General features: G+C 53.8%; 27 protein-coding genes. 4 read left to right on the forward strand and 23 right to left on the reverse strand.

The genetic code is table 11. The features are described 5' to 3' along the window. The first annotated feature begins 6 nt into the window (after positions 1–6). Entirely contained in the window at positions 7–1368 is a 1362-nt protein-coding gene (locus KHA84_RS08315) for an MATE family efflux transporter (protein WP_213423061.1), read from the forward strand. 56 nt (positions 1369–1424) lie between these two features. On the opposite strand, the gene KHA84_RS08320 is transcribed toward KHA84_RS08315, so the two are convergent. The 14 genes from KHA84_RS08320 to KHA84_RS08385 form a co-directional block, all read right to left on the reverse strand. Beyond that, positions 1425–2513, reverse strand: a complete 1089-nt coding sequence (locus KHA84_RS08320; RefSeq protein WP_213423062.1) for a Ger(x)C family spore germination protein — start codon at positions 2511–2513, stop codon at positions 1425–1427. Beyond that, positions 2510–3550, reverse strand: coding sequence for a GerAB/ArcD/ProY family transporter (locus tag KHA84_RS08325; protein ID WP_236823214.1), 1041 nt, complete (start codon positions 3548–3550; stop codon positions 2510–2512). Before KHA84_RS08325 ends, KHA84_RS08320 begins: the two co-directional genes overlap by 4 nt. Continuing rightward, positions 3550–4950 carry a spore germination protein gene (locus KHA84_RS08330; RefSeq protein ID WP_236823186.1) on the reverse strand — a complete coding sequence of 467 codons (1401 nt, stop codon included), beginning with the start codon at positions 4948–4950 and terminating at the stop codon, positions 3550–3552. The genes KHA84_RS08325 and KHA84_RS08330 overlap by 1 nt, the downstream gene beginning before the upstream one ends. Positions 4951–5134: 184 nt before the next feature. After that, the gene (locus KHA84_RS08335; RefSeq protein WP_213423064.1) at positions 5135–6013 is read right to left on the reverse strand and encodes a CAP domain-containing protein; all 879 of its coding nucleotides are present in this window, start codon (positions 6011–6013) and stop codon (positions 5135–5137) included. A 174-nt stretch (positions 6014–6187) separates the two neighbouring features. Further along, entirely contained in the window at positions 6188–6442 is a 255-nt protein-coding gene (locus tag KHA84_RS08340; RefSeq protein WP_213423065.1) for a hypothetical protein, read from the reverse strand. Further along, positions 6435–7334, reverse strand: a complete 900-nt coding sequence (locus KHA84_RS08345; protein ID WP_157295427.1) for a CobW family GTP-binding protein — start codon at positions 7332–7334, stop codon at positions 6435–6437. Before KHA84_RS08345 ends, KHA84_RS08340 begins: the two co-directional genes overlap by 8 nt. 59 nt (positions 7335–7393) lie before the next feature. Further along, the gene (locus KHA84_RS08350; RefSeq protein WP_213423066.1) at positions 7394–8884 is read right to left on the reverse strand and encodes a lmo1851 family serine protease; all 1491 of its coding nucleotides are present in this window, start codon (positions 8882–8884) and stop codon (positions 7394–7396) included. Positions 8885–8976: 92 nt separating this feature from the next. Then, a complete protein-coding gene (deoD, locus tag KHA84_RS08355; protein ID WP_213423067.1) occupies positions 8977–9681 on the reverse strand; it encodes a purine-nucleoside phosphorylase in 705 nt (234 codons plus the stop codon). Positions 9682–9781: 100 nt separating this feature from the next. After that, a complete protein-coding gene (locus KHA84_RS08360; protein WP_213423068.1) occupies positions 9782–10000 on the reverse strand; it encodes a YozE family protein in 219 nt (72 codons plus the stop codon). Positions 10001–10049: 49 nt separating this feature from the next. Beyond that, entirely contained in the window at positions 10050–10481 is a 432-nt protein-coding gene (gene msrB / locus KHA84_RS08365; protein WP_213423069.1) for a peptide-methionine (R)-S-oxide reductase MsrB, read from the reverse strand. A 4-nt stretch (positions 10482–10485) separates the two neighbouring features. Continuing rightward, complete coding sequence (gene msrA / locus KHA84_RS08370; protein ID WP_213423070.1) at positions 10486–11010, reverse strand: peptide-methionine (S)-S-oxide reductase MsrA; 525 nt, start codon at positions 11008–11010, stop codon at positions 10486–10488. 9 nt (positions 11011–11019) lie between these two features. Beyond that, a complete protein-coding gene (locus KHA84_RS08375; protein WP_213423071.1) occupies positions 11020–11595 on the reverse strand; it encodes a YpmS family protein in 576 nt (191 codons plus the stop codon). A gap of 14 nt (positions 11596–11609) precedes the next feature. Further along, positions 11610–12416: an SGNH/GDSL hydrolase family protein gene (locus tag KHA84_RS08380; RefSeq protein WP_236823187.1), complete on the reverse strand. Its 807-nt coding sequence runs from the start codon at positions 12414–12416 to the stop codon at positions 11610–11612. 60 nt (positions 12417–12476) lie between these two features. After that, on the reverse strand, positions 12477–13316 hold the full coding sequence (locus KHA84_RS08385) for a DegV family protein (protein WP_213423072.1): 840 nt from the start codon (positions 13314–13316) through the stop codon (positions 12477–12479). 103 nt (positions 13317–13419) lie between these two features. Between KHA84_RS08385 and trhA the strand changes: the two genes are divergently transcribed. Next, a complete protein-coding gene (trhA, locus tag KHA84_RS08390) occupies positions 13420–14049 on the forward strand; it encodes a PAQR family membrane homeostasis protein TrhA (RefSeq protein ID WP_213423073.1) in 630 nt (209 codons plus the stop codon). Positions 14050–14090: 41 nt separating this feature from the next. On the opposite strand, the gene KHA84_RS08395 is transcribed toward trhA, so the two are convergent. From KHA84_RS08395 to KHA84_RS08435, 9 genes are all read right to left on the reverse strand, one after another. Next, the gene (locus KHA84_RS08395) at positions 14091–14849 is read right to left on the reverse strand and encodes a lysophospholipid acyltransferase family protein (RefSeq protein WP_336511122.1); all 759 of its coding nucleotides are present in this window, start codon (positions 14847–14849) and stop codon (positions 14091–14093) included. 2 nt (positions 14850–14851) lie between these two features. Continuing rightward, positions 14852–15340 carry a dihydrofolate reductase gene (locus KHA84_RS08400; RefSeq protein WP_213423075.1) on the reverse strand — a complete coding sequence of 163 codons (489 nt, stop codon included), beginning with the start codon at positions 15338–15340 and terminating at the stop codon, positions 14852–14854. A gap of 18 nt (positions 15341–15358) precedes the next feature. Next, positions 15359–16303 carry a thymidylate synthase gene (locus tag KHA84_RS08405; protein WP_213423076.1) on the reverse strand — a complete coding sequence of 315 codons (945 nt, stop codon included), beginning with the start codon at positions 16301–16303 and terminating at the stop codon, positions 15359–15361. 160 nt (positions 16304–16463) lie between these two features. Further along, complete coding sequence (locus KHA84_RS08410; protein ID WP_213423077.1) at positions 16464–17048, reverse strand: YpjP family protein; 585 nt, start codon at positions 17046–17048, stop codon at positions 16464–16466. Between the two features lie 315 nt (positions 17049–17363). Then, positions 17364–17582 carry a hypothetical protein gene (locus KHA84_RS08415; RefSeq protein ID WP_213423078.1) on the reverse strand — a complete coding sequence of 73 codons (219 nt, stop codon included), beginning with the start codon at positions 17580–17582 and terminating at the stop codon, positions 17364–17366. A 116-nt stretch (positions 17583–17698) separates the two neighbouring features. Continuing rightward, positions 17699–18481, reverse strand: coding sequence for a class I SAM-dependent methyltransferase (locus KHA84_RS08420; protein ID WP_213423079.1), 783 nt, complete (start codon positions 18479–18481; stop codon positions 17699–17701). Further along, a complete protein-coding gene (locus KHA84_RS08425) occupies positions 18478–18912 on the reverse strand; it encodes a BrxA/BrxB family bacilliredoxin (RefSeq protein WP_213423080.1) in 435 nt (144 codons plus the stop codon). The genes KHA84_RS08420 and KHA84_RS08425 overlap by 4 nt, the downstream gene beginning before the upstream one ends. Positions 18913–18915: 3 nt before the next feature. Further along, positions 18916–20052, reverse strand: coding sequence for a conserved virulence factor C family protein (locus KHA84_RS08430; RefSeq protein ID WP_213423081.1), 1137 nt, complete (start codon positions 20050–20052; stop codon positions 18916–18918). Between the two features lie 21 nt (positions 20053–20073). Further along, positions 20074–21963 (reverse strand): ABC-F family ATP-binding cassette domain-containing protein, encoded by a 1890-nt coding sequence (locus KHA84_RS08435; RefSeq protein ID WP_213423082.1) that lies wholly within the window; start codon positions 21961–21963, stop codon positions 20074–20076. A 139-nt stretch (positions 21964–22102) separates the two neighbouring features. Here KHA84_RS08435 and KHA84_RS08440 point away from each other — a divergent pair, with 139 nt between their 5' ends. Further along, positions 22103–23413 carry an MFS transporter gene (locus tag KHA84_RS08440; protein ID WP_213423083.1) on the forward strand — a complete coding sequence of 437 codons (1311 nt, stop codon included), beginning with the start codon at positions 22103–22105 and terminating at the stop codon, positions 23411–23413. 200 nt (positions 23414–23613) lie between these two features. Further along, on the forward strand, positions 23614–25863 hold the full coding sequence (locus KHA84_RS08445) for a YhgE/Pip domain-containing protein (RefSeq protein WP_213423084.1): 2250 nt from the start codon (positions 23614–23616) through the stop codon (positions 25861–25863). Positions 25864–25959 lie beyond the last annotated feature (96 nt).

Consider the following 25959-nt stretch of genomic DNA (forward strand, 5'->3'; position numbering starts at 1 on the left):
TGCAGGATGGAAACACGAAGGCCGCTCCGTCTGAAAGCGGGGACCATGTCGAAAGTCGTCGGCCCGATCCTCGTCACTCAGGTGGCGATGTACCTCATGACATTCTTCGATATCCTCATGACCGGACGTTATGACTCCGGACACCTGGCAGGCGTGACAATCGGATCTTCCTTCTGGAACCCGGTCTACACGGGACTGGCAGGAATTCTTTTATCTGTGACACCCATTGTCGCCCAGGCGATCGGTGCCGGACGCAAGGAAGAGACACGCCCGACTGTACAGCAAGGACTGTATATAAGCATTGCCCTGTCTGCAGCAGTGTTTATTTTGCTGCAGATTGCCATACGCTTCGGACTTGGCCAAATGCCGCTTGAGGAGCAGGTACGCCAGGTGTCTGCCGGCTACCTGACGGCGATGAGCGCCGGGCTGCTGCCGCTGTTCGCCTATACGGTCATCCGCTCCTTTATAGATGCTCTCGGGGCCACAAGGGTCACAATGTTCATCACCCTTCTCTCCGCCCCGGTCAACATCCTTCTGAACTGGCTGTTCATCTTTGGCAAGGCCGGCTTCCCTGAACTCGGCGGTGTGGGAGCCGGTGTCGCCTCCGCCATCACTTACTGGATCATCCTGGCGATCGCGATCTTTGTTACCCATACGAAGCGGCCTTTCCAGCCGTACCGGCTATTCCGCGGATGGGAACGCATCTCCCTTCCCCGCTGGAAGGAAATCATCGTCCTCGGTGTTCCGATCGGCATCTCGATCTTCACTGAGACAAGCATCTTTGCGGTTGTCACACTCTTTATGAGCGGCTACTCGACTGAAACCATTTCCGCGCACCAGATTGCGCTCAACTTCACTTCACTTCTTTACATGATTCCGCTCAGCCTCTCGATGGGTGCGACCATACTCGTCGGCCACGAAGCCGGTGCCGGCAGGTGGAAAGAGGCGAAAGAATACAGCTGGCTCGGTGTCGGATTGGCAATCGTGTTCAGCCTGATTTCCATCTTCATTCTCGTCACATTCCGTGACGGAATCGCCTCCCTGTATACACAGGACGAGGCCATCGTCCGGCTCGCCGTCCAGTTCTTCGTCTTTGCGGCATTTTTCCAGCTGTCGGACGCCGTACAGGCCCCGGTTCAGGGCGCTTTGCGCGGCTACAAGGATGTAAATGTCACCTTTATCATGGCGATCATCTCGTACTGGGTCATCGGCCTTCCGGTCGGCTATATGATTGCGAACAACACGGACCTGGGACCGTTCGGCTACTGGATCGGACTGATCACCGGTTTGACAGCAGGAGCGATTACTCTGTCCATCCGTCTTCTGCTCATCCAGAAAAAGAAAGCCGTTCTCCGGACTACCCGATGAGCCGCATAGAAGAGCCCCGTTGCCAACACTGCAACGGGGCTTTCGTGTTTCCCTTCTCACTCGAGGATGCCTGTCCGCTCGATTTTCAGATCGACGCTCGCATCGATCTCTAGTGAAGGATAAGTTTCACTCCACTTCGCTTTTTCCCAGAGATCGTGATGGAACGCCCGTACCCTGCGCCCGATTCCGATCGCGTCACTTTCCGCCTCCTGAAGTTTGCCGATCAGCTTGTTGACATCTTCTTCAACAAGTTTGCCAAGTTCCTTGCCCAGCCGGTCCATCTGCTTTTGATTTTTATAGACGGCACCATGTGCAAATTCTTCGACTTCCGCTTTGATGCGCAGCTCGATATCCACATGTTCCCCTTTGATTTTGATCTTCTGCTTATTGGAGATGATCTCGATCTGGATGGGCGTCTTTTCCCCCTCCACTTCCACATCATAATTCAGCCTGAGAATGGTGCCCGTCTCCTTCTTCAGCATGGCGAGTAATCGGCCTTCGTCGAGACTCAGAACTTCTCCCGTGTACTCCATGCCGCTGAACAGCCCGGTACCCGCAAGCTCCGGTTCTCCGGTCTGTTCCTCGATTTTAAGTACGGGAAGTGACAAGTCCATCCCATCATCAAAAAGAATCGTGCAGACCTGCTGGAGATCATACATGGTGGAAAGGGAATACTTGTGGAACGTATCGATCTTTTTTCCGAACGTTTCGGACTCGTTCTTTGGCGCGCCGGATGATCCCGGATTATCGAAGTATTGTTTCATGTCTCCCTGTGCGATTGCCATATGCCCGGTTACCCGGTTCCTGGGAACGCGAAAAAAGGAATCCATGAAATCGTAGATCCTGTGCTTTGCCGCCTCCTCTGATATTAAGAATACCTGAAGATAGCTGAGGTCAAGCACTTCATCGGAGCGCTCATTGGCCGTGTTCCTCGCTTCTGAGTAGGTACGCCCTTTCGACTCGAGTGACTGTGGTACTGGCTGGCTGTCCAGCAGCTCAGGAAAGCCGTAATAGACGGTCACTTCATCCTTGTTTCCGTCGATTCCCGCCATAGTCACAACCTGAATATCCCTGAAGACAAGCTCATCCCAGCATCCTGAAAGCAGCAGCACGGCTGACAGCACCCAAAACATCAAACGCTTCATCCGCTTGCCCCCTCCCCGGTTCTTTTCCGCCTCCTCAGTTGATTGGATATGATGATAAACGCCGGAATTGCCATGGCAAACACAGTATGAAGATATGGTATTAAAATGGCATTCATCTCAACGGCGCTTTTCGTCGCCATGGTATTCGTGATAAATATGAAAATGACGGCCATCCAGACGGCATGCTTCTTGTAATTGGCAATCCCCATCAGCGTAAGGAGACGGACGACCGCAAATGCATATATGCACACCGTGACAATCGACCATGCCAGCCAGATATAAATGAAAAAGAGATCAAGCCGTTCGACAAATGTGACCTCCTGTGATTTCAGCAGATACATGATCGGGTCCGGGAACAGGTCGAATTCTTTCAGGGAAAAGTAGGCAAGCGGAAAAATCAGCATATACATGAAAAAGGCTAACCAGATGGAACTGTAGATTGCCAAATTGCGAAAACTCACCTTTTCCGGCAACAGGAGCCTGAAGAGCAGATACAACTCGATCCCGATAAAAGGCAGCTGCGCAGGCTGGAGCGCCTTTTGCAGTTCGGAAAGTGAAAGATGCGCGACTGGCAGCAGGTTGGTCCAGATCAGATCATTGACCGCCAAAGAAACAAACAAGACAAAAATCAGAATCAGGGGGATGAGAATGACCCCCAGATTGATGGCTGTGGTCGGTTTACTGAGAACAACTGCCAAAAGCACCGACGTCATCAGTGCGATGACCAAAAGCATGGGCGTTTCAGGGAAAGCCCACACATTAAGCGTATATACAGTCTTGCCGATGAGACTCGAACAAATAAAATACCAGTACAGGCCATAAAGCACACATACAGGCTTTGACCAGATAAAACGATCGATAAACCGTTCAAACAGCCAAAGATGCAGGGGGAAAAGCAGTCCCAGGCACAAAAATACCAGCCAGGCATCGCTGCCGGCCACCCTGATCAGAGGAGCCTGGAAAGAAATGAACACCGTGCCGGTCTGTACTATGAACAGCATGAGAAACAACTGCGTTTGCGTAATCCGGATTTTCATCACGAGCGTTTACCGCCATGATTAAACGTTTGCTGCTGCTTATCCGGACGGTAAAACGGCACCCTGAAAAAGACATCCTTGAAGCGGCTCGGATCGAACGGGACAAGTGGAGACAGATAAGGCTGTCCGAGAGATGAAAGATTCAGCAGATGGATGAACAGGAATAGGGTTCCAAGCACCATCCCGAGGAATCCGAGTGCGGCACTCAGCAGCATGAACGGGAACCGGATCAGCCTTACCGCCATATTCATCTCAGCGGAGGGAATGACGAAGCTGGCAATGGCCGTCATCGCGACGACGATTACCATCAGATTTGAGGCAAGACCCGCGCTGACGATCGCATCCCCGATGACAATCCCGCCGACGATGCCTACAGTCTGGCCGATCGGCTGCGGCAGCCTGACGCTCGCTTCCCTGATAAGCTCAATGAACAGTTCCAGGATCAATGCTTCCAAAAGCGGCCGGTAAGGAATGTCATTGATCTGCATTTTTACCGTCTTCGCCAGCTCAATCGGCATGATTTCCGAATGGAAGCTGATGACGGAAATATAGAATGCAGGCAGCAGGATGGCCGTGAAAAAAGCGACGACCCGGACCATCCGGTAAAAGGAGCCGACAATGATCCGGCTATTGTAGTCATCAGGTGACTCGTAAAATGCAAAAAAATTGGTCGGCGTGATAATGCTTGTAGGTGAACTGTCTGTTAATAATGCCGCTTTCCCTTCCAGTAGGCTGTAGATCACACGGTCTGGCCGCTCGGTATTCAGGAACAGAGGAAAAGGTGAATACACCTGGTCCTCAAGATAATCCTCGGTCTGTCCCATGCTGTAGAACTCCTTGTACGGTATATCTCTGATCCTTTGGCGGATTTGGGCCAGCACATCCGGGTCGATGGCATCCGCAAGATAAAGGATATTGATGTGTGCATGGGTGTTCTCCATCCGGAAGCTTTCCATCACCAGGTCCTTGCGCTGAAGCCGTTTTCTGACCAGCGCAACATTGTCGGTGATACTTTCCACAAACCCTTCATGCGCCCCACGGACGACCGTCTCGTTTTTCGGCTCTTCCGGTGAACGCTTCGGGGCATTGTTCACCTGGATGCCCAGCATCATGTTGGTCTCCGGGAAGACGATGACCAGATTGCCGGTGCACACCTGTTCAGCAAGCTTTTCCTCACTGAAGGCCTCAGCCGATGAGGTAGCGGAATTTCCCCATTTCTCGCTTCCTGCCATCGCCCGTTTCTCGAGCATCTCCAGATGCCGGTCCGCCAGTGCAGTATCGATCAGTGTTGTATAGTAGCAGAGAACCGCGGGGACTCCCGCAACCTCACGTTCCTTCACTTCAAAGTCCACGGAATGATTAAAATAGCTGTGGATGGATTGCATAAACTCGGCATTCATAATGAATCACCTCTTCAAGGAAGTATCCGCCCCAAAAAAGAAATTTATTCCTCGATTCGAGTGTGTGCCGATGAAGGCTTGTTCACTACAGCATACAAAAACCCCCTTATCTCTTCCGGAATTTCCGGTAGAGACAAAGGGGTGTTTTTATCTGATCAGTTGACCCTCAAGATATCCGTTCAGCTTATTTCTGAATGAACATCTGAGTCCAGTAGTGGCCGTTGGAATCGTAGCCGATACCGATGTGAGTGAATTCCGGTGTCAGGATATTCTGGCGGTGGCCAGGTGATTCCATCCAGCCTTTGACGACTTCTTCAGGAGTCCGCTGGCCCATTGCGATGTTCTCGGCTGCTTTCTTGTAGCTGATGCCGGCAGCCTTCATCTGGTCGAACGGAGAACCATATGTTGGGCTGGTGTGCGAGAAGTAGTTGTTCTTGCGCATGTCTGCGGATTTTGCCCTTGCCGCATCCATGAGTTTCGTATCTGCCGCCAATGGCTTGAGGCCGGCTTTGGAGCGTTCTGCATTTGTCAGGTCAAGGACTTTCTGTTCAACTGCACTCAGGCCGGCAGTCTGCTGTGGTGCTTGTTCAGCCGGCTCAGCCGATGGCTGGGACGGTTGCTGTGGAGCTGGTGCAGGGGCCGGTGCTGCAGGTTTTTCCACTTCCGGCTTTTGCTCTGCAGGTTTTTCAGGTGCCGGTGCAGGCTTTTCTTCTTTAGGCTGTTCCGGTGCTGGAGCCGGTGCAGGTTTTGGCTGTTCCGGTTTTTCCTCCGCCGCAGGGGTTTCCTGCTTAACCGTCTCAGGCTTTTCCTGTTCGGCGTTCGGTACCGGAAGCTTGTAGCCATACTGTTTAAGGACTTTCTGGATCAGGCTTTCGATGTCCAATTTGGAGATGTCGTCACCGTTGTTACGGATGACTTCTCCAGCTACATATGTATGCAGGGATACACCTTCCACGTTGATCTTCTGGAATTGTTCGTTTTCTGTTGTCTGCTGTGCTTGCGCAGTGAGGCCCGGCGTAAGAAGCGTCGCGCTCATAGCGAGAACGGAAATCGTTTTTTTCATTCTCAATTCCTCCCTTCGGCACCATCGTACACGAAGGAGCGGATGCATATCGTTCCAGCACTTTCCTCCAAGACCAGTCATCCCCCCGGACTATGAAAATAGGCGTCCTGCCGGATGATTCATAGGAAATCTCCGGCAGGACGCCCGACTATTTCATATTAAGTGCTGTTGACATCAGAGCATCAGAGACCGATAGAAGCAGATCAGGATTTCCTGATCTTCATCAGGAAGAGCGGAAGAACGAATGCGATCTTTGATTTCAGTGAACTTGGTTTCACGGCCTTTTCTCAGTCTCGGATGGGTCAGCCTGTCGGCCAGCTCATCTTCGGCAAGGGAGGAGATTTCCTGGATGGACGATGCTTGCTGCGCTGCCTCCCTTCCCTTCCACAGTCTGCTGTATGCCGAAATCAGACGCTCTTGGTCATTCATCGCCCGCACCCGGGACACGGATTTCGGAGAGCCCTTCACCGATCAGGACAAGATTTGCCGGCATGTTCATGTATTCCGGAATCCACTGGACCATCCCATATGCATATTGGAACAGCGATGGATATTTGTTTCCCTCAAGAGGTACATAGCCCTTCATCCGGTATACCGTCTCCGGCAGCGACCGGATCCAGTCCTCAAACGCGTCCCGGCCAACCGGCTTGCTGAATCTCACAAGGCGTGTGCCGATCGGAAGGTGGCTGCCGATGCCCGCTTTCTGCACCGGGATTCCAGCCGGTTTTTGAGTCATGATGCGTAGAGCATCCAGAGGAACTTTGCTGTTGATGGTTTCCACAATCCGGGCACCGGGATTCAGTGACTGGATGCCCATAACGGCTTCCGCCTTCTCTGAATCCGTCAGCAGGTCGCTTTTGTTCAGAAGGACGAATCCGGCATGCCGGATCTGTTCAAGGAACAGCATGCGTACCTGGGGTGTCATGCCGTCAGCGGCAAGGTAGCGTCTGCCGTCAGCCACGGTAACGATTCCCTTCACATCGAGTTTGTCTCCGAACAGCGGTGAATGGACGGCATCGAGAACCTCCACCGGATGCGCAGCCCCGGTCGTCTCGATGAAAATGATGTCTACTTCCTCATGCAGCAGAGCCTGCATCTGTGACTCGGTCTTTTCCGAGCCGGTGCAACAGATGCATCCATTCAGGATTTCCTTTAGCGGCACGCCGTCTTCCACTGCTTCCGAATCAAATGCCAGTTCTCCGAGTTCATTCATGATAACCCCCGGTTTCAGCCCTTCCTCCTTTGCTTGCCTGATCAGCCAAGTCAGCAGGGAGGTTTTTCCGCTCCCCAGAAAACCGCTCAGGATATACACTTCGGTCATTGGTCAGTCATCCTTTCAATGAAGCGGGCGGAATCCAGAATGGACTCCGCCCGCCAATATTACTTTAGTTGTTCGTGGAGAATTTCCTTGGCTTTTTTCATCATCGGATCATCGGTCTCGATCTTTTTGCGCAGCTTGTCCATGAGGGCATAGGTTGTATCCCCTTCAAGTACGCCAGTTTCCTCGAGTCCGGCTTCCGACTGGAGATCACGGACCGCTTCTGCCGTCGCTTCGTCAAAGACGCCGTCCGCTTCTCCCGGATCATAGCCCACCGCGTCGAGCATCTGCTCGGCGGAGAGGATTGTCATCGACGTATCGCCGTCCTCCATCGCTTTTTCCGGGTCGATATAAGGGAGTTTCACGTATTCCGGATAGGCGACCGGGTCGGTCGGCTCGATGCCTTTCTCGTGGATCCAGTTGCCGTCAGGCGTCAGCCACTTGGCAGTTGTCAGCTTCAGGTTCGAACCATCTTTGAAATCCTGGGGAGACTGTACGGTACCTTTGCCGAAGGACTTCTCACCGACGCTCCGGATGCCCGCTGATTCCATAAGGGCACCTGCCAGAATTTCGGATGCAGAAGCGCTGCCCCCATCAATCAGCAGGACGACCGGCATTTTCAACTTGGTTCCGCCGGTTGCATAAGTAATCTGGGGCTTCTTGCCTTTTTCCTCGATCTGGAATAATCCCTTGCCCTCCTCTACGAAGAGGTTCGAGATATCGATTGCAGTGCTGAGAAGCCCTCCGGGGTTCTGCCGGACATCAATGGCCATCGCTTCCATTCCCTTTTTCTCCATGGCTTCGATCGCTTCAAGCAGCTCATCGAATGTGTTTTCAGAGAAGCTGGTGATCTGGATATGGGCGACTTTGTCATCTGCCATCTCGGCATAAACGGTCTCAATCGGAATAACGTCCCGGGTAATCGTGACGTCGATCGGCTCTTCCAGTCCCGCCCGCTCGATTTGCAGGGTGACTTCAGTGCCTTTCTCGCCGCGGATCAGCGTCACGGCCTCGGTCGAGGACTTGCCCTGAAGGCTCTCGCCGTCCACGGACAAAATGACGTCATCCGGCTGCAAATGCGCTTTTTCTGCAGGAGAATTTTTAATCGGCGATACGATCATGATTTTGCCGTTGCGCTCCTGGATTTCCGCACCGATTCCCTCGAAACTCGAGGAGATGCTTTCATTCAGGTGCTGGGCTTCCGTCTGGTCCAGGTAATCCGAATAAGGATCCCCCAGCGCATCGACCATTCCGTTGATTGCCCCGTTCACGAGCTCTTCGTCATCCACGTCTTCAAAGTACTGCTTTTTCACCGCATCATAGGCATTATAGAGTTTGTCGAACTCGCCGCGATCGGTCTTCGGCGAAACGACCTCGACCACTTTGTCCTCCCCGACGGTCAGTGCAAAAAATGTCACGCCTGCAGTCAGGAGGACGAGACCGAACATGAGCATCAGGAGAAAAAACGGCTTGATGCGCAAATAGCGCCCTGCGGGTGTCTGATGTTTTTCCTCCGGACTGTCGCTGTTCCGGCCATGATTGTTTTCATCCATGTTGTTTCACCACTTTCAACCGATGGCCCGCACTTCGTGCACGGGCCGATATGCGGAAAAGACCGCCACCGTCCGATGGCAGTCGATCCGGGTCATTCCTGGATGGCCGCATCGAGGGCGACTTCGATCATTTCGTTGAATGTCGTCTGCCGCTCCTCTGAGGATGTTGCTTCGCCCGTAAGGATGTGATCGCTGACAGTCAGGACGGCAAGTGCCTGGCGGCCGAATTTTGCGGCGAGCGTATAAAGTGCTGCCGTTTCCATCTCGACAGCAAGCACGCCGTAGCTTGCCCACTTTTCGTGTTCCGCATCTTCACTGTAGAAGAGGTCTTCTGTAAATACGTTGCCGACTTTCAGATGAAGGCCCTTTTCGCGTCCTGCCTCGTATGCTTTCAGGAGCAAGTCGAAATCCGCAGTCGGAGCGTAGTCGATCCCCTTGAAGATGATTTCGTTCATCTTCGAGTTTGTCGAAGCACTCTGGGCAAGGATGACGTCGCGGACCTTGACGTCTTTCTGGATCGCCCCGCACGTTCCGACACGGATCAGCTTCTGGACGTCATATTCCTGCATCAGTTCCGTGATGTAGATGGAGATTGACGGAACACCCATGCCTGTTCCCTGCACGGAGATCCGCTTGCCTTTGTAAGTACCCGTGTAGCCGAACATATTCCGGACTTCATTGTACTGAACGACATCTTCAAGGAATGTCTCAGCAATGTACTTTGCACGTAGCGGATCGCCCGGCAACAGGATCGTATCGGCGATATCGCCTTTTTTTGCATTGATGTGTACACTCATTTGGTCAAACCCCGCTTTCACAAATTCTTTTCCATCATATCGTGTTTTGGGAACGCCCGCAATCACAACACAGGCGTCCGCCATAAACGGACGCCTGGTTTTAGTCGGTTTCCCGGTATTCTTCCCAAAGTTCGTCGAAAACACGTGAAGGCATGTCCGGGTCCGCCCGCTCCTCCAGATATCGCGACAGCGGGTCAAATCCGGTTTCCGTCTTCGGGAACCCATGGTCGAGAAAAGCCGCTTCTGCAAATAGCGCTCTCGGATCATTTCTCGGCCCTCCCCGATGGGACATGAGGTACTGATAAAATGTCCGCCTCACCGGACCACCGCCCTTCCGTATTGTTCCGGAAACTGCCTGGCCGGAAAGCTCATTCCCCAAACAGCTTCAGATAGTTTCCGTATCCTTCCTCTTCCAGCTTGTCCTTCGGCACAAAGCGGAGGGCTGCGGAATTGATGCAATAGCGCAGTCCGCCCGCTTCCCTCGGTCCGTCCGGAAAGACGTGGCCGAGGTGGGAGTCGGCAGTTTTGCTGCGTACTTCCGTACGGCGCATTCCGTAGCTGGTGTCAAAGTGCTCTGTGACTTCCATGTCTTCGATCGGCTTCGTAAAGCTTGGCCAGCCGCAGCCGGCATCGTATTTGTCTTTGGATGAAAACAGGGGTTTGCCTGAGACAATGTCGACATAGATTCCATCATCGAAATGGGCATCATACTCGTTCTGGAACGGCGGCTCCGTTCCATTTTCCTGGGTGACCTTATACTGCATCGGTGTCAGTTTCTGCTTCAGATCTTCTTTGTTCATCGTGTCACTCCTCCCACATGGTCTCCTGGAACGCTTTTCTTCCCGAACCCGCGAAATAGCGGTTGTAATGGGCCGGGTTTTTCAGATAGTAATCCTGGTGTTCTTCTTCCGCCGGGTAAAATTCCTTGGCAGGGAGAATCTTGGCTGCAATGGGGCCGTCAAACCGGGCGGATGCTTCCAGCTCTTCCTTAGAGCGCTCCGCGGCTTCACGCTGGTCCTCGTTATGATAAAAGATTGCCGTCCTGTAGGAATCCCCGCGGTCGAAAAATTGTCCGCCGGGATCGGTCGGGTCGATCTGACGCCAGAAAACATCGAGCAGCTCCGAATACGAGATGATGTCGGGATCAAACGTGATTTCGACCGCCTCATAGTGGCCGGTCGTCTCCGAGCACACCTGGCGGTAAGTCGGATTCGGCACATGCCCGCCGGTGTAGCCGGACACGACCGCTTCCACCCCGTCATATTTGTGGAACGGCTTCACCATGCACCAGAAGCAGCCCCCTGCAAATGTTGCTTTTTCGGTTGCCATATATGCCTCCTATTTCCGCGGAATGAGAATCTCAAGCTCGATTTCATCCTGCGGAAGATTGATTTCTTTTGCCCTCACCTGGATGCCCCCTGATACAGGAAGCCTGGACAGGTCGATAAACAGTTCCTCTTCCTTCGGGCGCACGATCATCCAGGCCGGCATCCCGACCGTATCGCCGAGAAGCTTGAGAATGGTCGAAGGCGGAATCGTCAAGTTCCCGACCTCCACCGATTTCTGCTTGAGTGACAAGTTGCCATCTTCAAGCACCACCGGCTCAAAATGCATCATGACCGGCAACTGTACGGCAAATACCGTCAGTTCGGAAACAAGGAGCACATCGTCCTCGAATTCCAGCGTGACGGGAATCCGGTCATTGTTGATGGCCTGCCGGATATACGTATTGGCGATGCCCTCCAGGTCTTCCCGGGTTGCCTTCACGGTCAGCCTGTCCACCTCTTCGCCGGCCGGAGCGGCCTCGGGGAGCGGAGTCCCTTCGACCGGCCGGCTGATCCAGAAAATAAACGCCAGGACGCCGGTAACGATCAGTGCAGCCAAAAGAAAAAACGCGATTTTCCATTTGTTCAACCGGCATCCCCCTCTCAAAACTCCAATTCCCCGCCGGACAGCCTGTTCAAACCGCAACGGGACAGAGATTCCATGATCCGGTCTGTCATACGGCTGTACCCTTTGCTGTTCGGATGGAAAAAGTCAGTGTGGTAAACCAGATCGCGGTTGGAGACGAACAAGTCGTCCACAGGGACGAAACATGCCCTCCCGTCCGCAACCGCAGCGTCTTCGAGGACGCTGTTCCATTCGGAAAGGATCCGGTCAAAGTCGCTTTCTTCGTCGGTCACGACCGTCAGGGGGTTATAGAGCCCCATGATAATGAGTACGGCATCCGGATTGGCCCTGCGGACCTGGAACAGCGAAGTCGACAGGCGGTCCATGAACGGTTCCAGCTTGCCTTCAAAGGCTTTCGCGTCGAGATTGAACAAATCCTTCTTGATGACCTTCATCAGGTCGTTTCCGCCGATGGTCAGTGTCAGGATGTCTGCCTCGGCGACGGCCTCCCTGACCCTGGGGTCGGAAAGCTGCTCTTCAAGCTGATCGCTTCTGCGGCCCCGCTTGGCCAGGTTCCGAACCTCCACATTTTTGACGCCTTTCCACTCCTCCATCCTAACCGCGAGACGCCCGACGTATCCTTCCCGTTTCCTTTCATCTCCGACTCCCTGTGTGAGGGAGTCCCCGAGCCCCACCAGCACGACAGTCCTCGGTGCAAAAGTCGGCGGCACGACATATTCGCCGAAGCCGCTTTCGCCAATCTTCCCAAAGCTGCCCGGATCGCCTCCCGGTATGCAGCCGGTCAGGAAAAGGACTGCAGCCAGCATCCAAATCCATTTTTTCATTTCTCTATTCCCCTTTTCGAAACAAAAAACGGGGAACCGCAGGCTCCCCGACTACCATGCTCAGTCCCAGTAATACATGAATCCAATCGCACCGGGACCGGTATGGGTACTGATGACGGGAGAAGTGAACATCATCTTCACGTCATTGAATCCGTCCTCTTCAATCATTTGCTTGAGCGGGTCTGCCATCGCCAGGCCGTTAGCATGCGAGATGCCGACTGCCCGGAGCTTGCGGCCGACCGTCTGCTCTTTGAAGCTTTTGAACAGTTGTCGCACAACCTGCTTGTGACTTCTTGCCTTCCCTACAGGTGTATAGACCCCGTCCTTCAGGGCCGCAATCGGCTTGATGTTCATAAGCGAGCCGATCATGGCCTTCCCTTTTCCGATTCTGCCGCCCTTGACGAGGTTTTCAAGTGTATCCACCACCACATACAGTGCGGTGTTTTTCCGGATCGTGTCAACCCGCTCCAAAATCTGCTCGAAGTCTTTCCCGTCCTTCGCCATTTTGGCAGCTTCAAGAACCTGGAACGACAGGCCGAAGGAGATGAACTCCGAATCGATCACGGTTACGTCGGCATCGGCCAGTTCGGCTGCCGCACGTGCCGACTCGACGGTCCCGCTCATGCCGCCGGTCATATGGATGGACAGGATCTTTCCGCCGTCCTTACCGAGAAGCTCGTACAGTTCCTTGAATACACCGACGGGCGGCTGGGAACTCTTCGGCAGTTCCTCGCTTTTCCCCATCATGTCCAGGAATTCTTCCGGAGACAGATCGACCTGATCCACGTACGTTTGGCCGCCGATCTGGATGGAAAGCGGCACGACGTGGATGCCGAGCTCGCGGACGGTCTCCCTGCTGATATCTGCTGTTGAGTCTGTTACGATATGAATGGTTGTCATCTTGTCGCCCCTTAAGATTGCGCTGATTCGCTTGCTGGTATTGGTGGTAAGAGAAGAATAGAATCCGGCGGACGGCAAAGTCAAGAAAAGAGAGGTGGAGGCATTGGCCTTTGACTACAAAAACAACAGGGAAGAGTTGTGGAATGCCATCACGCACGCACTCGGTTTCGTCCTGAGCATTCCCGCACTTGTCTTCCTCATCCTGAAAGGAAGCGAATATCGGTCTGCACTTCATGTGACCGCCTATACCATTTTCGGCGTGTCGATGCTGGTTCTGTACCTCATGTCGACATTGCTTCATAGTATGCCAGCCAAATATAAGCGATTCTTTTCAATCCTCGACCATTCGTCGATTTATGTGCTGATTGCGGGCACCTACACCCCGCTCGTATTGACCTCACTCGGCGGGGCGCTTGGCTGGACCCTGTTCGGTATCGTATGGGGACTTGCAATCCTGGGAATTCTGTTCAAGGTATTCTTTATCCACCGGTATGAAGCGGTATCCCTCATCTTCTATATCGCAATGGGCTGGCTGATTGTCTTTGCAATCCGCCCTCTCCATGCGGTGATCGGCACCGGCGGGATTACGTTGCTCGTCATCGGCGGCCTGTTGTATACCGTCGGTGCCATCTTCTATGCCTGGCGCCGAATTCCTTACAACCATGCCATCTGGCACCTGTTCGTCATCGGCGGAAGCGCCGCGATGTATATTTCCATATTGCTTTATGCGTGAAAGGCAGCCGGGTTCCCGGCTGTCTTTTCGTTTGTCCGGATTTAAGCCGTCCTGCCGGGTTCCTGTTGCCGTTTTTCCGCGGCCCGTTCTGCCGTAGCTTCGCGGATCCTGTCTTGGATGAGCCGGGTGATTTCTGCTGCTGATCGGCCGAGGATCTCCTGGTGGCTGATCGGCTCCAGAACATCCACCGTGACATGGGCCGGACGGATCCGGTTGTTGTTCTGCTCCATGATGCTTGAAGTTCCATGGATGGCGACCGGGACGATCGGGACACCGCCCTCTTTCGCGATACGGACGAATCCGGTCTTGAAGTCGCCCGGCTTTCCGCCCCGGCTCCTCGTCCCCTCAGGGAAGATCAGCATGGAATGACCGGAACGGAGTTTTTCCGCCATATCCCGGATGGAACGGACGGCGCTGCGCCTGTCCGACCGGTCAATGAATACGCAGTTCATTTCTTCCATCCACTTTCGGATAACCGGCAGTTTCCTGACTTCTTCTTTCGACATGAATCCGAACGGCTTCGGCAGACGGGAGATTAAAACCGGGATGTCAAAGTTTCCTTCATGGTTGCTGACGAACAGCACCGGGCCGTCCGGCAATGCCTCTCGGATCGACATGCTGATGTCACTGTTTGTCCTGTTCAAAATACCGGTTGCCCACTTTCTCGGCTCCCTGCTGACCGTATCGGCCAGCTGTTCCGGAGAAGCATTGTGCTTGATCCGGCGAACTTTCCTGAGGGCCGGGATGGTAAAAGGCAGATAACCGAAAAGATAGCCATATGTCCGGATGGATCGTACCACGTTCAAAGAGTCTGCTTCCTTTCGTAAATCCGGTAGTCATACCGGATGCCGTCACCTGATTCATGTTCTTCCGACCGGGAAACGAGAACCCAGCCTTCCTTGTAGTCGGGGAAATAGGTATCTCCGTCGAACGGCTGCTTGATGAGTGTGATGTAGAGCCGGTCCGCCCGCTCCATCAGTTCATTGAACAGTCCCGCGCCACCGATGACCATCACTTCCGGCGCATATTCTTCTGCCCGGCTGATCGCTTCCTCAATGGAGTTCACGACAACCGCACCGTCCGCGCAATAGTCTGGATTGCGGGTGACGACGATATTCAGACGCCCGGGGAGCGGACGGCCGATCGATTCGAACGTCTTGCGTCCCATGACCATTGCCTTGCCCATCGTCTGTTTTTTAAAATAAGCCAGGTCACCAGGCAGATGCCACGGCAACTGATTGTCTTTTCCGATCACGAGATCCGGATCGTGTGCCACAATATAGGAAATCATCAATAGTCCTCCTTTTGATCAGACTGCAATCGGCGCTTTGATCCTCGGGTGCGGATCGTATCCATCCACGCGGATGTCCGACGTTTCCAGCTCGAAGATCGACTTATCGCCAGTCTCAATGACCAGCTTAGGCAACTTTCTCGGTTCGCGGGACAGCTGCTCGTTCACCTGGTCGAAGTGATTGGAGTAGATATGCGCATCGCCGAGCGTGTGGATGAATTCTCCCGGTTCAAGTCCGGTTTCGCGTGCGATCAGATGGGTCAGGAGCGCATAGGAAGCGATGTTGAACGGCACCCCGAGGAAAACATCCGCACTGCGCTGGTAAAGCTGGCAGGAAAGCTTGCCGTCAGCCACATAAAACTGGAACAATGTGTGGCACGGCGGCAGCGCCATGTCTTCCACCTCAGCCGGATTCCATGCACTCACGATATGGCGCCGGGAATCCGGGTTGTTCCGGATCGATTCAATGACGTTCTTGAGTTGGTCGATTGTCCCGCCGCGCCCGTCCGGCCACGAACGCCACTGCCTGCCGTAGACAGGTCCGAGGTCTCCATAAGCTTCCGCGAACCGGTCATCCGACAGCACCTTTTCACGGAACTTATCCATTTCCTCATTCAGAATTTCCTTGAATTCTGGATCCTTTGCTGCACGGCGGCCGAAGTCTGTCATGTCGGGACCGCTGTATTCCTCGCTTTTCACGTATTTTTCGAATGCCCATTCATCCCAGATCGGGTTTTTTTCCGCGATCAGTGTCCGGACATTGGTGTCCCCTTTGATGAACCAGAGCAGTTCCGAGACAATCAGGCGGAACGCTGTTTTTTTCGTTGTCAAGAGCGGGAACCCATCACTCAGGCCGAACCGCATCTGATGGCCGAAAATGCTCCGAGTCCCGGTACCCGTGCGATCCCCCTTGTCTGTCCCGTTTTCCAAAATCGTTCTGCAAAGCTGCAGGTATTGCTCCATCGATTCAACCTCCCATGGTCCGAATCCGGACCGTACTCCATGCAGGATTTTTATGTATGTCTTCTTTCCGGAAAAACAGGTTTCCGCATTCTTATTGTACGGGAGAATCGGAAGGGAATAAAGAAAAGACCCGACTGGGAAATAAGTCCCATTCAGATCTTCACGACAGCCATTTCGGCGGTGTATTTTTGGACCAGAAGATATCGCCCAGCTCGATATGGCGGCTATATCCGTCTTCAGAAGTGTGATAGTGAAAATTGAAGAAATACCCGTCGAGCGGACGCTTGTCCGTCCGGACGTGGAAGCGGATCAGGTCCTCGCCGCTTTCTGTGTCGAAAATGTGAAAGATTTTTTCCGAATAGCCGCCTGCCGGCTGTTCGCTGATGGAAAGTGAGCGGACCGCATCATCATCAATAGTAGCGAGCGTCATCTCGATCGCTTCTTCAATCTTCGGGAGGATGACCTGATCGAACTCGCCGGAGATTGCCGGCCCGATTTTGGAACCGAATTTTTCGTAGGATTGATCACGCGCTGCAACTTTTGCCAGCTCCGAAAATGGTGCTTCATCAGATTCTATAAGCGTTGCCGGCAATTCTGCAGCAACAGCGGCGCCGGTAGTGCCTGCAATCTCCTTCTGGCCACGTTCGTCCAGCAGCTGATCCCAGATTTCATGGCTCGGAGTAATAAAGCCGAAGGTGACAAGCGCAACGGCAGCCATCAGTGATTTCTGGATCCACTTCTTCATGGTCTTCCCCCCGTTTTCTTCTATTGGCCGGCAGATCCTGCCTCTGTTTTGTATAGTGGTTTCCTTCTCGCTGTTTTCATTGTACAATAGACGAGGACTGAATATAAATAGTTCCCAAGCTCCAAAGGAGGTACAATGATGGACGCAAGCATCTGGATCGGAATCGGCTTCCTCGGGCTTCTTGCCTATCTGAGCTACTTCAACTTCACCCACTGATCAGCAATCAAACGCCCCCCTTTTCGGGGCACGAGAAACTCCCTGAGCATACCGCTCAGGGAGTTTCTTCTATAGTTACGGAAACCGCTTTTTGATCCATCAGCCGGTTGTAGGCATTTTCCTCTTCAACAGGGCGGCAGACAGAATCTTATGGGTTGCCGAAAGGTAAATGGCCGCGGCTTCCGTGTTGCCCGCTTCCGCCTCCTCGATTCCCTTAGGGATCTGTTCAAGGAGCAGGTCTATTTTTGCCCTTGTCCGCTCGCGGGCATCGTGGATCTGATGAAGCCGTTCAAGTTCCTGTTCAAATTGGTCACACATTGCGATATCTCCTTGTATCTTCCGGGCTCATTTGATTACAGAAACTCACATCATTTTCTTTAAGCGATCATCAAAACCCGCCGTGCAATATTGGGCACGGCGGGTTTTGTCTCTGGTCAAACTTCTATATAACCATAATGAAACTTTGTGTTCGGGCGGTCGATGCGTGTGAAGCCGTACCGGTCGAACAGCTCCGAGCGGTAGTGGGCTTTCAGCACGACTCTCCGCCTGGCGACCCGCACAGCTTCCGTAAACAACCGGTCGTCCGGCCGATCATGGACGCCGGCGGAACGGAGCGGCGCAAAAGCGGCCGCTTCCTCGATCGCTTCCTCGAACATCGGATCCAAGTAAACGACATCGTAGCTGCCCGTCTCGCAGCTTTCCAGAAAATCGGCCGCTTTCGCATTCCGGACATCGATCCGGTGCATGGCCTCCAGCACCTCTTCCGGTGAGTCGGTGTAGGTCGCCAGTCCATGCCCGACAATATAAGTGACAATCGGGTCCGCTTCACAGGCTGTCACCAGACCGGAGGGGCCAGTGACAAATGAAGCGACGGTACTGTCCGATGCAAGGCCCATCGTGCAGTCGAGAAACAACTCTCCCGCCCTCAGGCCACACACATCGACCATGGCGTCATTTCCTCCGCGCTGCAGCCGTTTGATACGGATGGCGGCAAGGCCCGGGTGGAAAAACAGCGGCTTCACATCAGGGTTGGTGTGGTACTCATACCGCTCCTTGCCGGCAACGACGACCGGCCGGCCATATTCCCGCATGAGTTTCCTGACAGAACGTTTTTTGCGCGGCTCAAATTCTGTGCCGATTTCACCCGCCACTTGCGTTGCAAGCCGGACACTCTCACCGTCCGGATGCTGGCCGGTGGTGACGATGGGCAGATTCACTTCACCATCTGCCGGAGAACTCCGGATATGTGTGACTGGACCTGCTCCAGGTCATGGTCTTCGATCTGCTCACGCGGAATAAAGTATTTTAGCTCGGAGCCTTCAAGCACCGCAATTGACGGAGAACTCGGAGGCACTTCTTCGAAATAGCCACGCATTTTCTCTGTCGCTTCCCGGTCCTGCCCTGCGAACACTGTGACGAGGTTCTCTGGTTTTTTGTCCAGTTCCTCCAGCGCCCCTGTTACCGCAGGGCGCGCAAGTCCTGCCGCGCAGCCGCAGACGGAGTTGATGACGACGAGTGATGTGCCCTCTGCCGACGCCATGAATGCATCCACTTCCTCGGCTGTCGTCAGTTCCTGGAACCCCTGTCCTGTCAGTTCGCGGCGCATCGGTTCCGCCACCTGTTTCATGTACGCTTCATATGCTTCCATCGTTCATTCCCCTTTCGCTTTCGTTCTCATCTCGGTCATCTGTTTCCACATCGATCCCTTTGCTTCCTCCCCGCCCTCGATGCGCGCCTCGGCCATCTTCGCCTGGAGCTTGACCTCGAATTCCGGATCGTCTTCCATTTCCTTCAGGGCAGGGAGCGCTTTTTCCGTACCGGTTTCGTACAGGTACATCGCACCGCGCCAGCGGACGATTTTGCTTTTGTCCTTGAGCGTGCGGATGGCGAGGTCCTCGAATTCAGGGAATCCGAGGTCGCTCATCGCGTCGGCTGCCGTGCGGCGGACAGGAGCGCTCTTGTCTTCCATCGCCTTCTCGATATACGGGACGACCGCCGGGTCCTCAATCATGCCGAGATAAACGACGGCCAGGCGGCGGACGGACATCTTCTCATCCTTCAGTGCTTCCATCAGGAGCGGCACATCGGACATATCCGGGTCAGGCAGCTGGTCCAGCAGACGGAACCGTTCTTCCCAGCTGTCTGCCGCCTGGTACTCGTCAAGCGTCACTTTTCGGCGGCCGAGGACCGGCGATTCTTTCGTCTCGCTGCCGGCTTCCATGATGGCATCCAGCCGCTCCTGCGGGTAGGCGGCTTCAATCTCCTTGACGACCTCTTCGCCGATTTCCTTTTTGTCGCCGTACCGGATCCCATAATCCGCCCATTTGCGCTGAAGGATGTAGTTCTCGTCGTCCCCTTCCATAAGCGAATTCATCGCGTCGACAAACCGCTGTCCGAGACCGAATCGTTCCTCGCCGCGGTCGTCGAACACTTTTACCTGGAGCGGGACGCCTTTATATTGCTGGACATGGATGTACAATTCGCCAAAGTGCTCGTCCGCTTCCGCCGCTTCGGTGCTTTCCTCTTCCTGCTCCTCTCCGAACACTTCGCGGACACCGGCCAGGATCGGCTCCCAGTCATACTTGCCGCTCCGCTCGATCGCGAAAAAGTCCATGACGTGATAAATGCCTTTCACGCCTTCGATATTGAAAATCTGCCGGATAAACTCCGGAGCTTCATCCAGGCTGTCCGGCTTATAGTTGTATGCCTTGCCGAACGGCAACTCCCTGTCGATCACGACTTTCATCGAGTTCGGGCTCGGCGTCGGTTCGATTGTAATGATTTTCATGTCTGATGCCTCCATTGTAAATCATGCTTCGGCGATTTCTTCCAGATAGCTCCACCGTTCGATCAGGGCCTCATACTCCCTGTTGAGCTCATCCAGCCGGGCTGAAATCTCGCTTACTTTCCCGTAATCGGCCCCGGCGTCGGCCAGCGCTTCCTCCGCTTCCATAATCGCCTGTTCAGCGGCCTCGATCTTGCTGCCGATCTCTTCCCATTCCTTTTTCTCACCGAGCGTCATCTTCTTTTTCTTCGGCTTGTCCGTCTGCTGTGCCGGTTTCTCGGAAAGGGTAGGCGATGCCGCAGTCTGTTTCTCCTGCCTTGACGCTTTCTCCAAGTAGTCCGTATAAAGTCCGAGCTCCTGTGTGACTTCCCCGGACCCGTCAAGAATCCACAGCTTTCGGGATGTCCGGTCCAGGAAGAACCGGTCGTGGGAGATCGTCACGACAACACCCGGGAATGAATCGATGAATGTCTCGAGCACGGACAATGTCTCCAGGTCGAGGTCATTTGTCGGCTCGTCAAGAAGCAGGACGTTCGGCTGTTCGATCAGCAACCGCAGCAGATACAGCCGCTTCCGCTCGCCCCCGGACAGCTTTCCGATCAGCGTGCCGTGAACGTTCGACGGGAAAAGGAATTGCTCGAGCATCTGCACGGCGGAATAACGGGTGCCGTCCTGTCTCCGGATGTCATTCGAAGCCTCCGTGACGTAGGCGATGATCCGCTGATTCGGATCCATTTCAGGCAGATGCTGCGTGAAATGAGCGATCTTCACCGTCTCGCCGCGGATCAGTTCCCCGCTGTCCGGCCGGATGGACCCGGCCAGCAGGTTCATGAGCGTCGACTTTCCAGCCCCGTTCGGTCCGATGACCGCCACGCGGTCGCCGCCCTGAAGCAGGAACGAAAAGTCGTTGATGATGTTCCTGCCGCCATATCCTTTTGTAATCCGCTCCCCCTCGAGCACTTTCTTGCCGAGGCGCGATGCCGCAAGCGACAGATCAAGCGGATCCGGACCGTCCTCCCTTTTCACTTTCTCCGACAGTTCCTCAAACCGCCCGATCCGGGCTTTCTGCTTGGTCGAGCGGGCTTTGGCACCCCTACGGATCCATTTCAGCTCATTTCGGTAGCGGTTCTTGTTTTTCTCGAATGTGGCTTCATCCTGCTCGATCCGGAGCGCCTTCGCCTCAAGGAAGTCCGAGTAGGTCCCCCTATGGCTGTAAAGTGTCCGGTCGGCCAGCTCGTAAATCTTGGTCGCGACCGAATCCAGGAAGTAGCGGTCGTGCGTGATGAAAAGAATCGCGCCGCCAATCTGCTTCAAGTAATCTTGCAGCCACTCGATCGATGTGACGTCCAGATGGTTGGTCGGCTCGTCCAGGAGCAGGAGATCCGCCGGCTCGAGCAGCACCTTGGCCAGTGCCACCCGTTTGCGCTGACCTCCTGAGAGGCTGCCGGTTATGGCTTCGTAATCAGAGATTCCCAATTTCGAAAGGATCGTTTTCGCCCGGGCGTTCAGGTCCCACCCTCCGTCAGAGTCCATCCGGTTCTGAAGCTTCGCAAACCGGTCCTGGGCCGCTGCGCTTTCCGGATCGGTTCCGAGTTCGCGAAGCGCCTCTTCGTACTCCCGGTTCAGCCGGATCAGCGGTGAATCCCCTCCGAACACGGTACGAAGCACCGAGTGCTCAGGATCCGGACGCGGGTCCTGCGGCAAATGAGCGATCCGGTAGTCATTCGGATGGTCAAACGACGCCGAGTCCGCATCCAGCGCTCCGGCGATGATCGACAAGAGCGTCGACTTTCCGGTCCCGTTGATGCCGATCAGGCCGATCCGGTCCCCTTCGTTGATGGTGAAGCTGATATCGTTGAACAGTGTCTTGTCCCCGACGGTCTTCGTCAGGCCCGACACGATGAGATGCCCCATGCTACCCACTTCCTATTCCGTATATAGACAGTTCCATCATACTAAAAATAGAGGGCCGGAACCAATCCTGCTGTTTTCGTCCCTTTTTACAGGAAAATTTTTCAGAATCTTAACCTTTCCGGGAAGCGATATTGATACAATGGTAGCAAGTGACGATTTATCACGAGGGGGGAGCTATTTGAAATTCCGGCTGACCAAACAAGAGAAAAGCTGGGCGTTCTACGACTGGGCCAACTCCGCCTATTCCATCATCATCACGACGGCCGTGTTCCCGCTGTTTTATAAGGCGGCAGCGACCAACGCGGGAGTAAGCGCCACCGACTCGACGGCCTATCTCGGCTACACCATCTCCATCTTCACGTTCATCTTAGCGCTGCTTGCACCGATTCTTGGGACGATTGCCGATTACCGGGGCATGAAGAAAAGATTCTTCACAGGCTTCTTTATTCTGGGGACCGGTGCGACGGCCGCACTTGCCTTTATCCCAGCAGATAACTGGCTCATGCTGCTCGTCGTCTACACATTCGCCGCACTCGGTTCGACAGGGGCGAATGTGTTTTACGACTCTTTCCTCACTGACGTCTCCACGTCCGAACGCATGAACCGGGTATCGGCGTTTGGCTATGGGATCGGGTATATCGGAAGCACGATCCCGTTCATCATTTCAATCGCAATCATCCTGTTGTCGCAGTCCGGCGTCATCCCGCTGTCCGTGACCAACGCAAGCCGTGCCGCATTCCTGATCACTGCCGTGTGGTGGCTCCTGTTCTCGGTGCCGATGTTCCGCCATGTGCACCAGATCCACTTTATCGAACCTGATCCGAAACCGGTGGCGCAGGCATTCAAGCGTCTCGGCAACACGTTCCGCGAAATCAGGAAATACCGGGGACTGTTTTTGTTCCTGCTTGCCTACTTCTTCTATATCGACGGTGTCGGCACGATCATCTCCATGTCGACCGCCTACGGCTCGGACCTCGGCATCGATGCCAACAGCCTGCTGATCGTGCTGTTCGTGACACAGGTCATCGCCGCTCCGTTCGCGGTCATCTATGGCCGTCTCGCCGACCGGTTCGGCACAAAGCAGATTTTGTATGTCGGCATCGCCGTCTACACATTCGTCTGCATCTATGCGTACTCGATGGACTCCGTCGCGGACTTCTGGGTGCTCGCGATGCTCGTCGGCACCTCGCAGGGCGGCATCCAGGCACTTAGCCGCTCCTACTTTGGACGGCTTGTCCCGAAAGAAAACTCCAATGAATTTTTCGGCTTCTACAACATTTTCGGGAAATTCGCTTCGATCATGGGGCCGCTTCTCGTCGGGGTCACGGCTCAGATGACCGGCAACACAAATGCCGGCGTCTTCAGCCTCGTCGTGCTCTTCATCATCGGAGGCATCATATTGTACTTCGTCCCGAATCCGGCAAGGTACGAGCCGGTGCCGGAAAGTTAAAAAAGACGATCCGGAGCGTGGGGCTCCGGATCGTCTTTTTTGTAGTTATTCATAAAGTAGATAGCTGCAACGAATCATCGTAATTCGAGCACAAAAATGCAGGCACGGATGATTTTTTTGCCCTTTGGCAGTGGTTCACGGTAAAATGGTGACGTTTCACTCGGCATGACGAGTTCAATAACAGGATAAGAGGCGTTGTAATGAAACAAGTTTGGAAGATTTTCACGACTGACATCCGGAACCTAACTACAAACTGGGTTGCAGCAATTCTTGTAGGAGGACTGATCTTCCTTCCCTCTCTTTATGCATGGTTTAATATCTACGCGTCCTGGGATCCTTATGGGAAGACCGATCAGCTGCCGGTTGCGATTGTCAATGAAGATCAGGGCGCAACCGTTCGCGATGAGGAGATCGACGTCGGCAGTCAGCTTGTCGATTCGCTCAAAGAAAACGATACGATCAACTGGAAATTCACAGAGCGGGAAGATGCGCTGAAGCGGGTGGAAAACGGAGAGTATTTTGCCGCAATCATCGTTCCGGAAGATTTTTCCGAAAAGCTGGCTACAGTGACGACCGGACATCCCAAAAAAGCCACGATTGAGTACTATGTGAATGAAAAAACCAATTCCATCGCTCCAAAAATCACTGAAAAAGGCGCAACTGCCATCGTCGAAACCGTCAGCAAAGAGTTCACCTCCACTGTGAACCAAGTTATTTTCGACATGTTCAACAAGCTGGGCATCGAATTGCAAACAGATCTTCCTGACATTGAGAAATTCGAACAATATGTATTTTCCATGGAAGAAAAATTGCCGGGCGTCCGAAAATTGCTGGAATCGGTTTTGACCGATGCCGACCAGGCTCAAGCTCTCCTCAGCCAGGCAGAAAACAAAATGCCGGAGGCCAAGCGGCTGACTGCCGAAGGTCTCAGTACGGTCAACCGAACGCTCGGTTACCTGGATACAGCCGAACAGCAGCTCGCGGCGCTTGAGCCGCAGATCGAAAAAGATCTGGAGACGGCCGCCCGTGTCTCCGGCGAAATCAACGACATGCTGCTTGAAATCCAAAAAGCAGAACTCGACACAACCCAGCTGGATACAGCCAAAAGTGGGTTGGATGATAAAATGACCGAAGCCATACAATCCGTCGATAACATCCATAAACAACTGCTCCTGTTAAAAGAGATTAATCAGAAGGCATCGGAAACCCCCGTTCCCGATGCCGATAAGGAAGAGGCTCCGACATTGCCCGAAGAAGGTCTGCAAAGCAGACAGACGGAGTCATCAGCGGCCGGCCAATCTGCGCTTGACAACGCCATCCAGGCAACCGGGCAGCTGAAATCCGCGCTACAGGAAGCGCAGGACAACGCCCGCGCGGTCGATGAGGCGGCCGCCGGCTATGTGCAACAGGCAAAAGGCTGGGTGAATGATGTTCAGGGGATCGCCCAGAACGTTTCGGTCAGTATCGACAGCTATACGAAAACATATAACGAGACCATTAAACCGACGATCCAGAAAGAAATAAAAGATGCCCGCAGCACGCTGACGGAGGCAAGGGATCTGCTGTCGGGCATTCAAGCCACCCTTCCTCAGGCCGAAAAGATTATCACCAGCACATCCGGCCACCTGTCGGAAGGAGAACAAGGGATCGAAGAGGCGCTTAACCAATATCCGTATGTCTATACAAAAATCACCGAACTGGCGGACCGGATCCGTTCCGTACAGGGAGAAACGGACATCAATGAAATCATCGATCTGCTGTTGAACGATCCCGAGGCCGAGAAGAGCTTTTTTGAGGAGCCGATCCGGCTTCATGAGAACAAGTTATTTCCAATCGAAAATTATGGCACTGGCATGACTCCGTTCTACACGGTGCTTTCCATATGGGTCGGATGTTTGTTGCTCGTCTCTCTGCTTTCGACGGACATACATCATGCGGAACAATTTTCACCGAAGACGGTTTATTTCGGGCGTCTGCTGCTGTTCCTTCTGATTGGAGTGCTGCAAGCATTGATCGTGACGATCGGGAATATCCTGATTCTAGGTGTGGATGTTACTGAACCGCTTGGATTCATCTTATCAGGCCTTCTGATCAGCACCGTTTTCATGTCCATTGTTTATACGCTCGTCTCTGTTTTCGGGGACGTCGGAAAAGCCATGGCGATTGTGCTTCTGGTGCTTCAGATAGCGGGTTCCGGCGGGACGTATCCGGTCGTCCTGTTGCCTGACTTCTTCCAGATGATCAGTCCTTACTTGCCGTTCACCTATGCGATCGATCTCATGAGAGAAATGACCGGAGGTGTCGTTAAAGCTCGTATTGTAAAGGATATTCCGACTCTGATCGGGATTGGAGCTGCCATGATGATTTTCGGTTCAATCCTTAAACCCATCTTGAACAAGTGGATGAACCAGATTCTGAAGAAATCCCGTGAATCCGGCTTATTCCATTAATACTACGGCAGAACAACTCTATGCCTTTCCGTAGGCCACTGAACCCCCCAAAAAAAGAGCCATCACTTTGAGAGTGATGGCTCTTTTACGTCTATT

Source organism: Bhargavaea massiliensis (assembly GCF_018390575.1).
GTDB lineage: Bacteria > Bacillota > Bacilli > Bacillales_A > Planococcaceae > Bhargavaea > Bhargavaea massiliensis.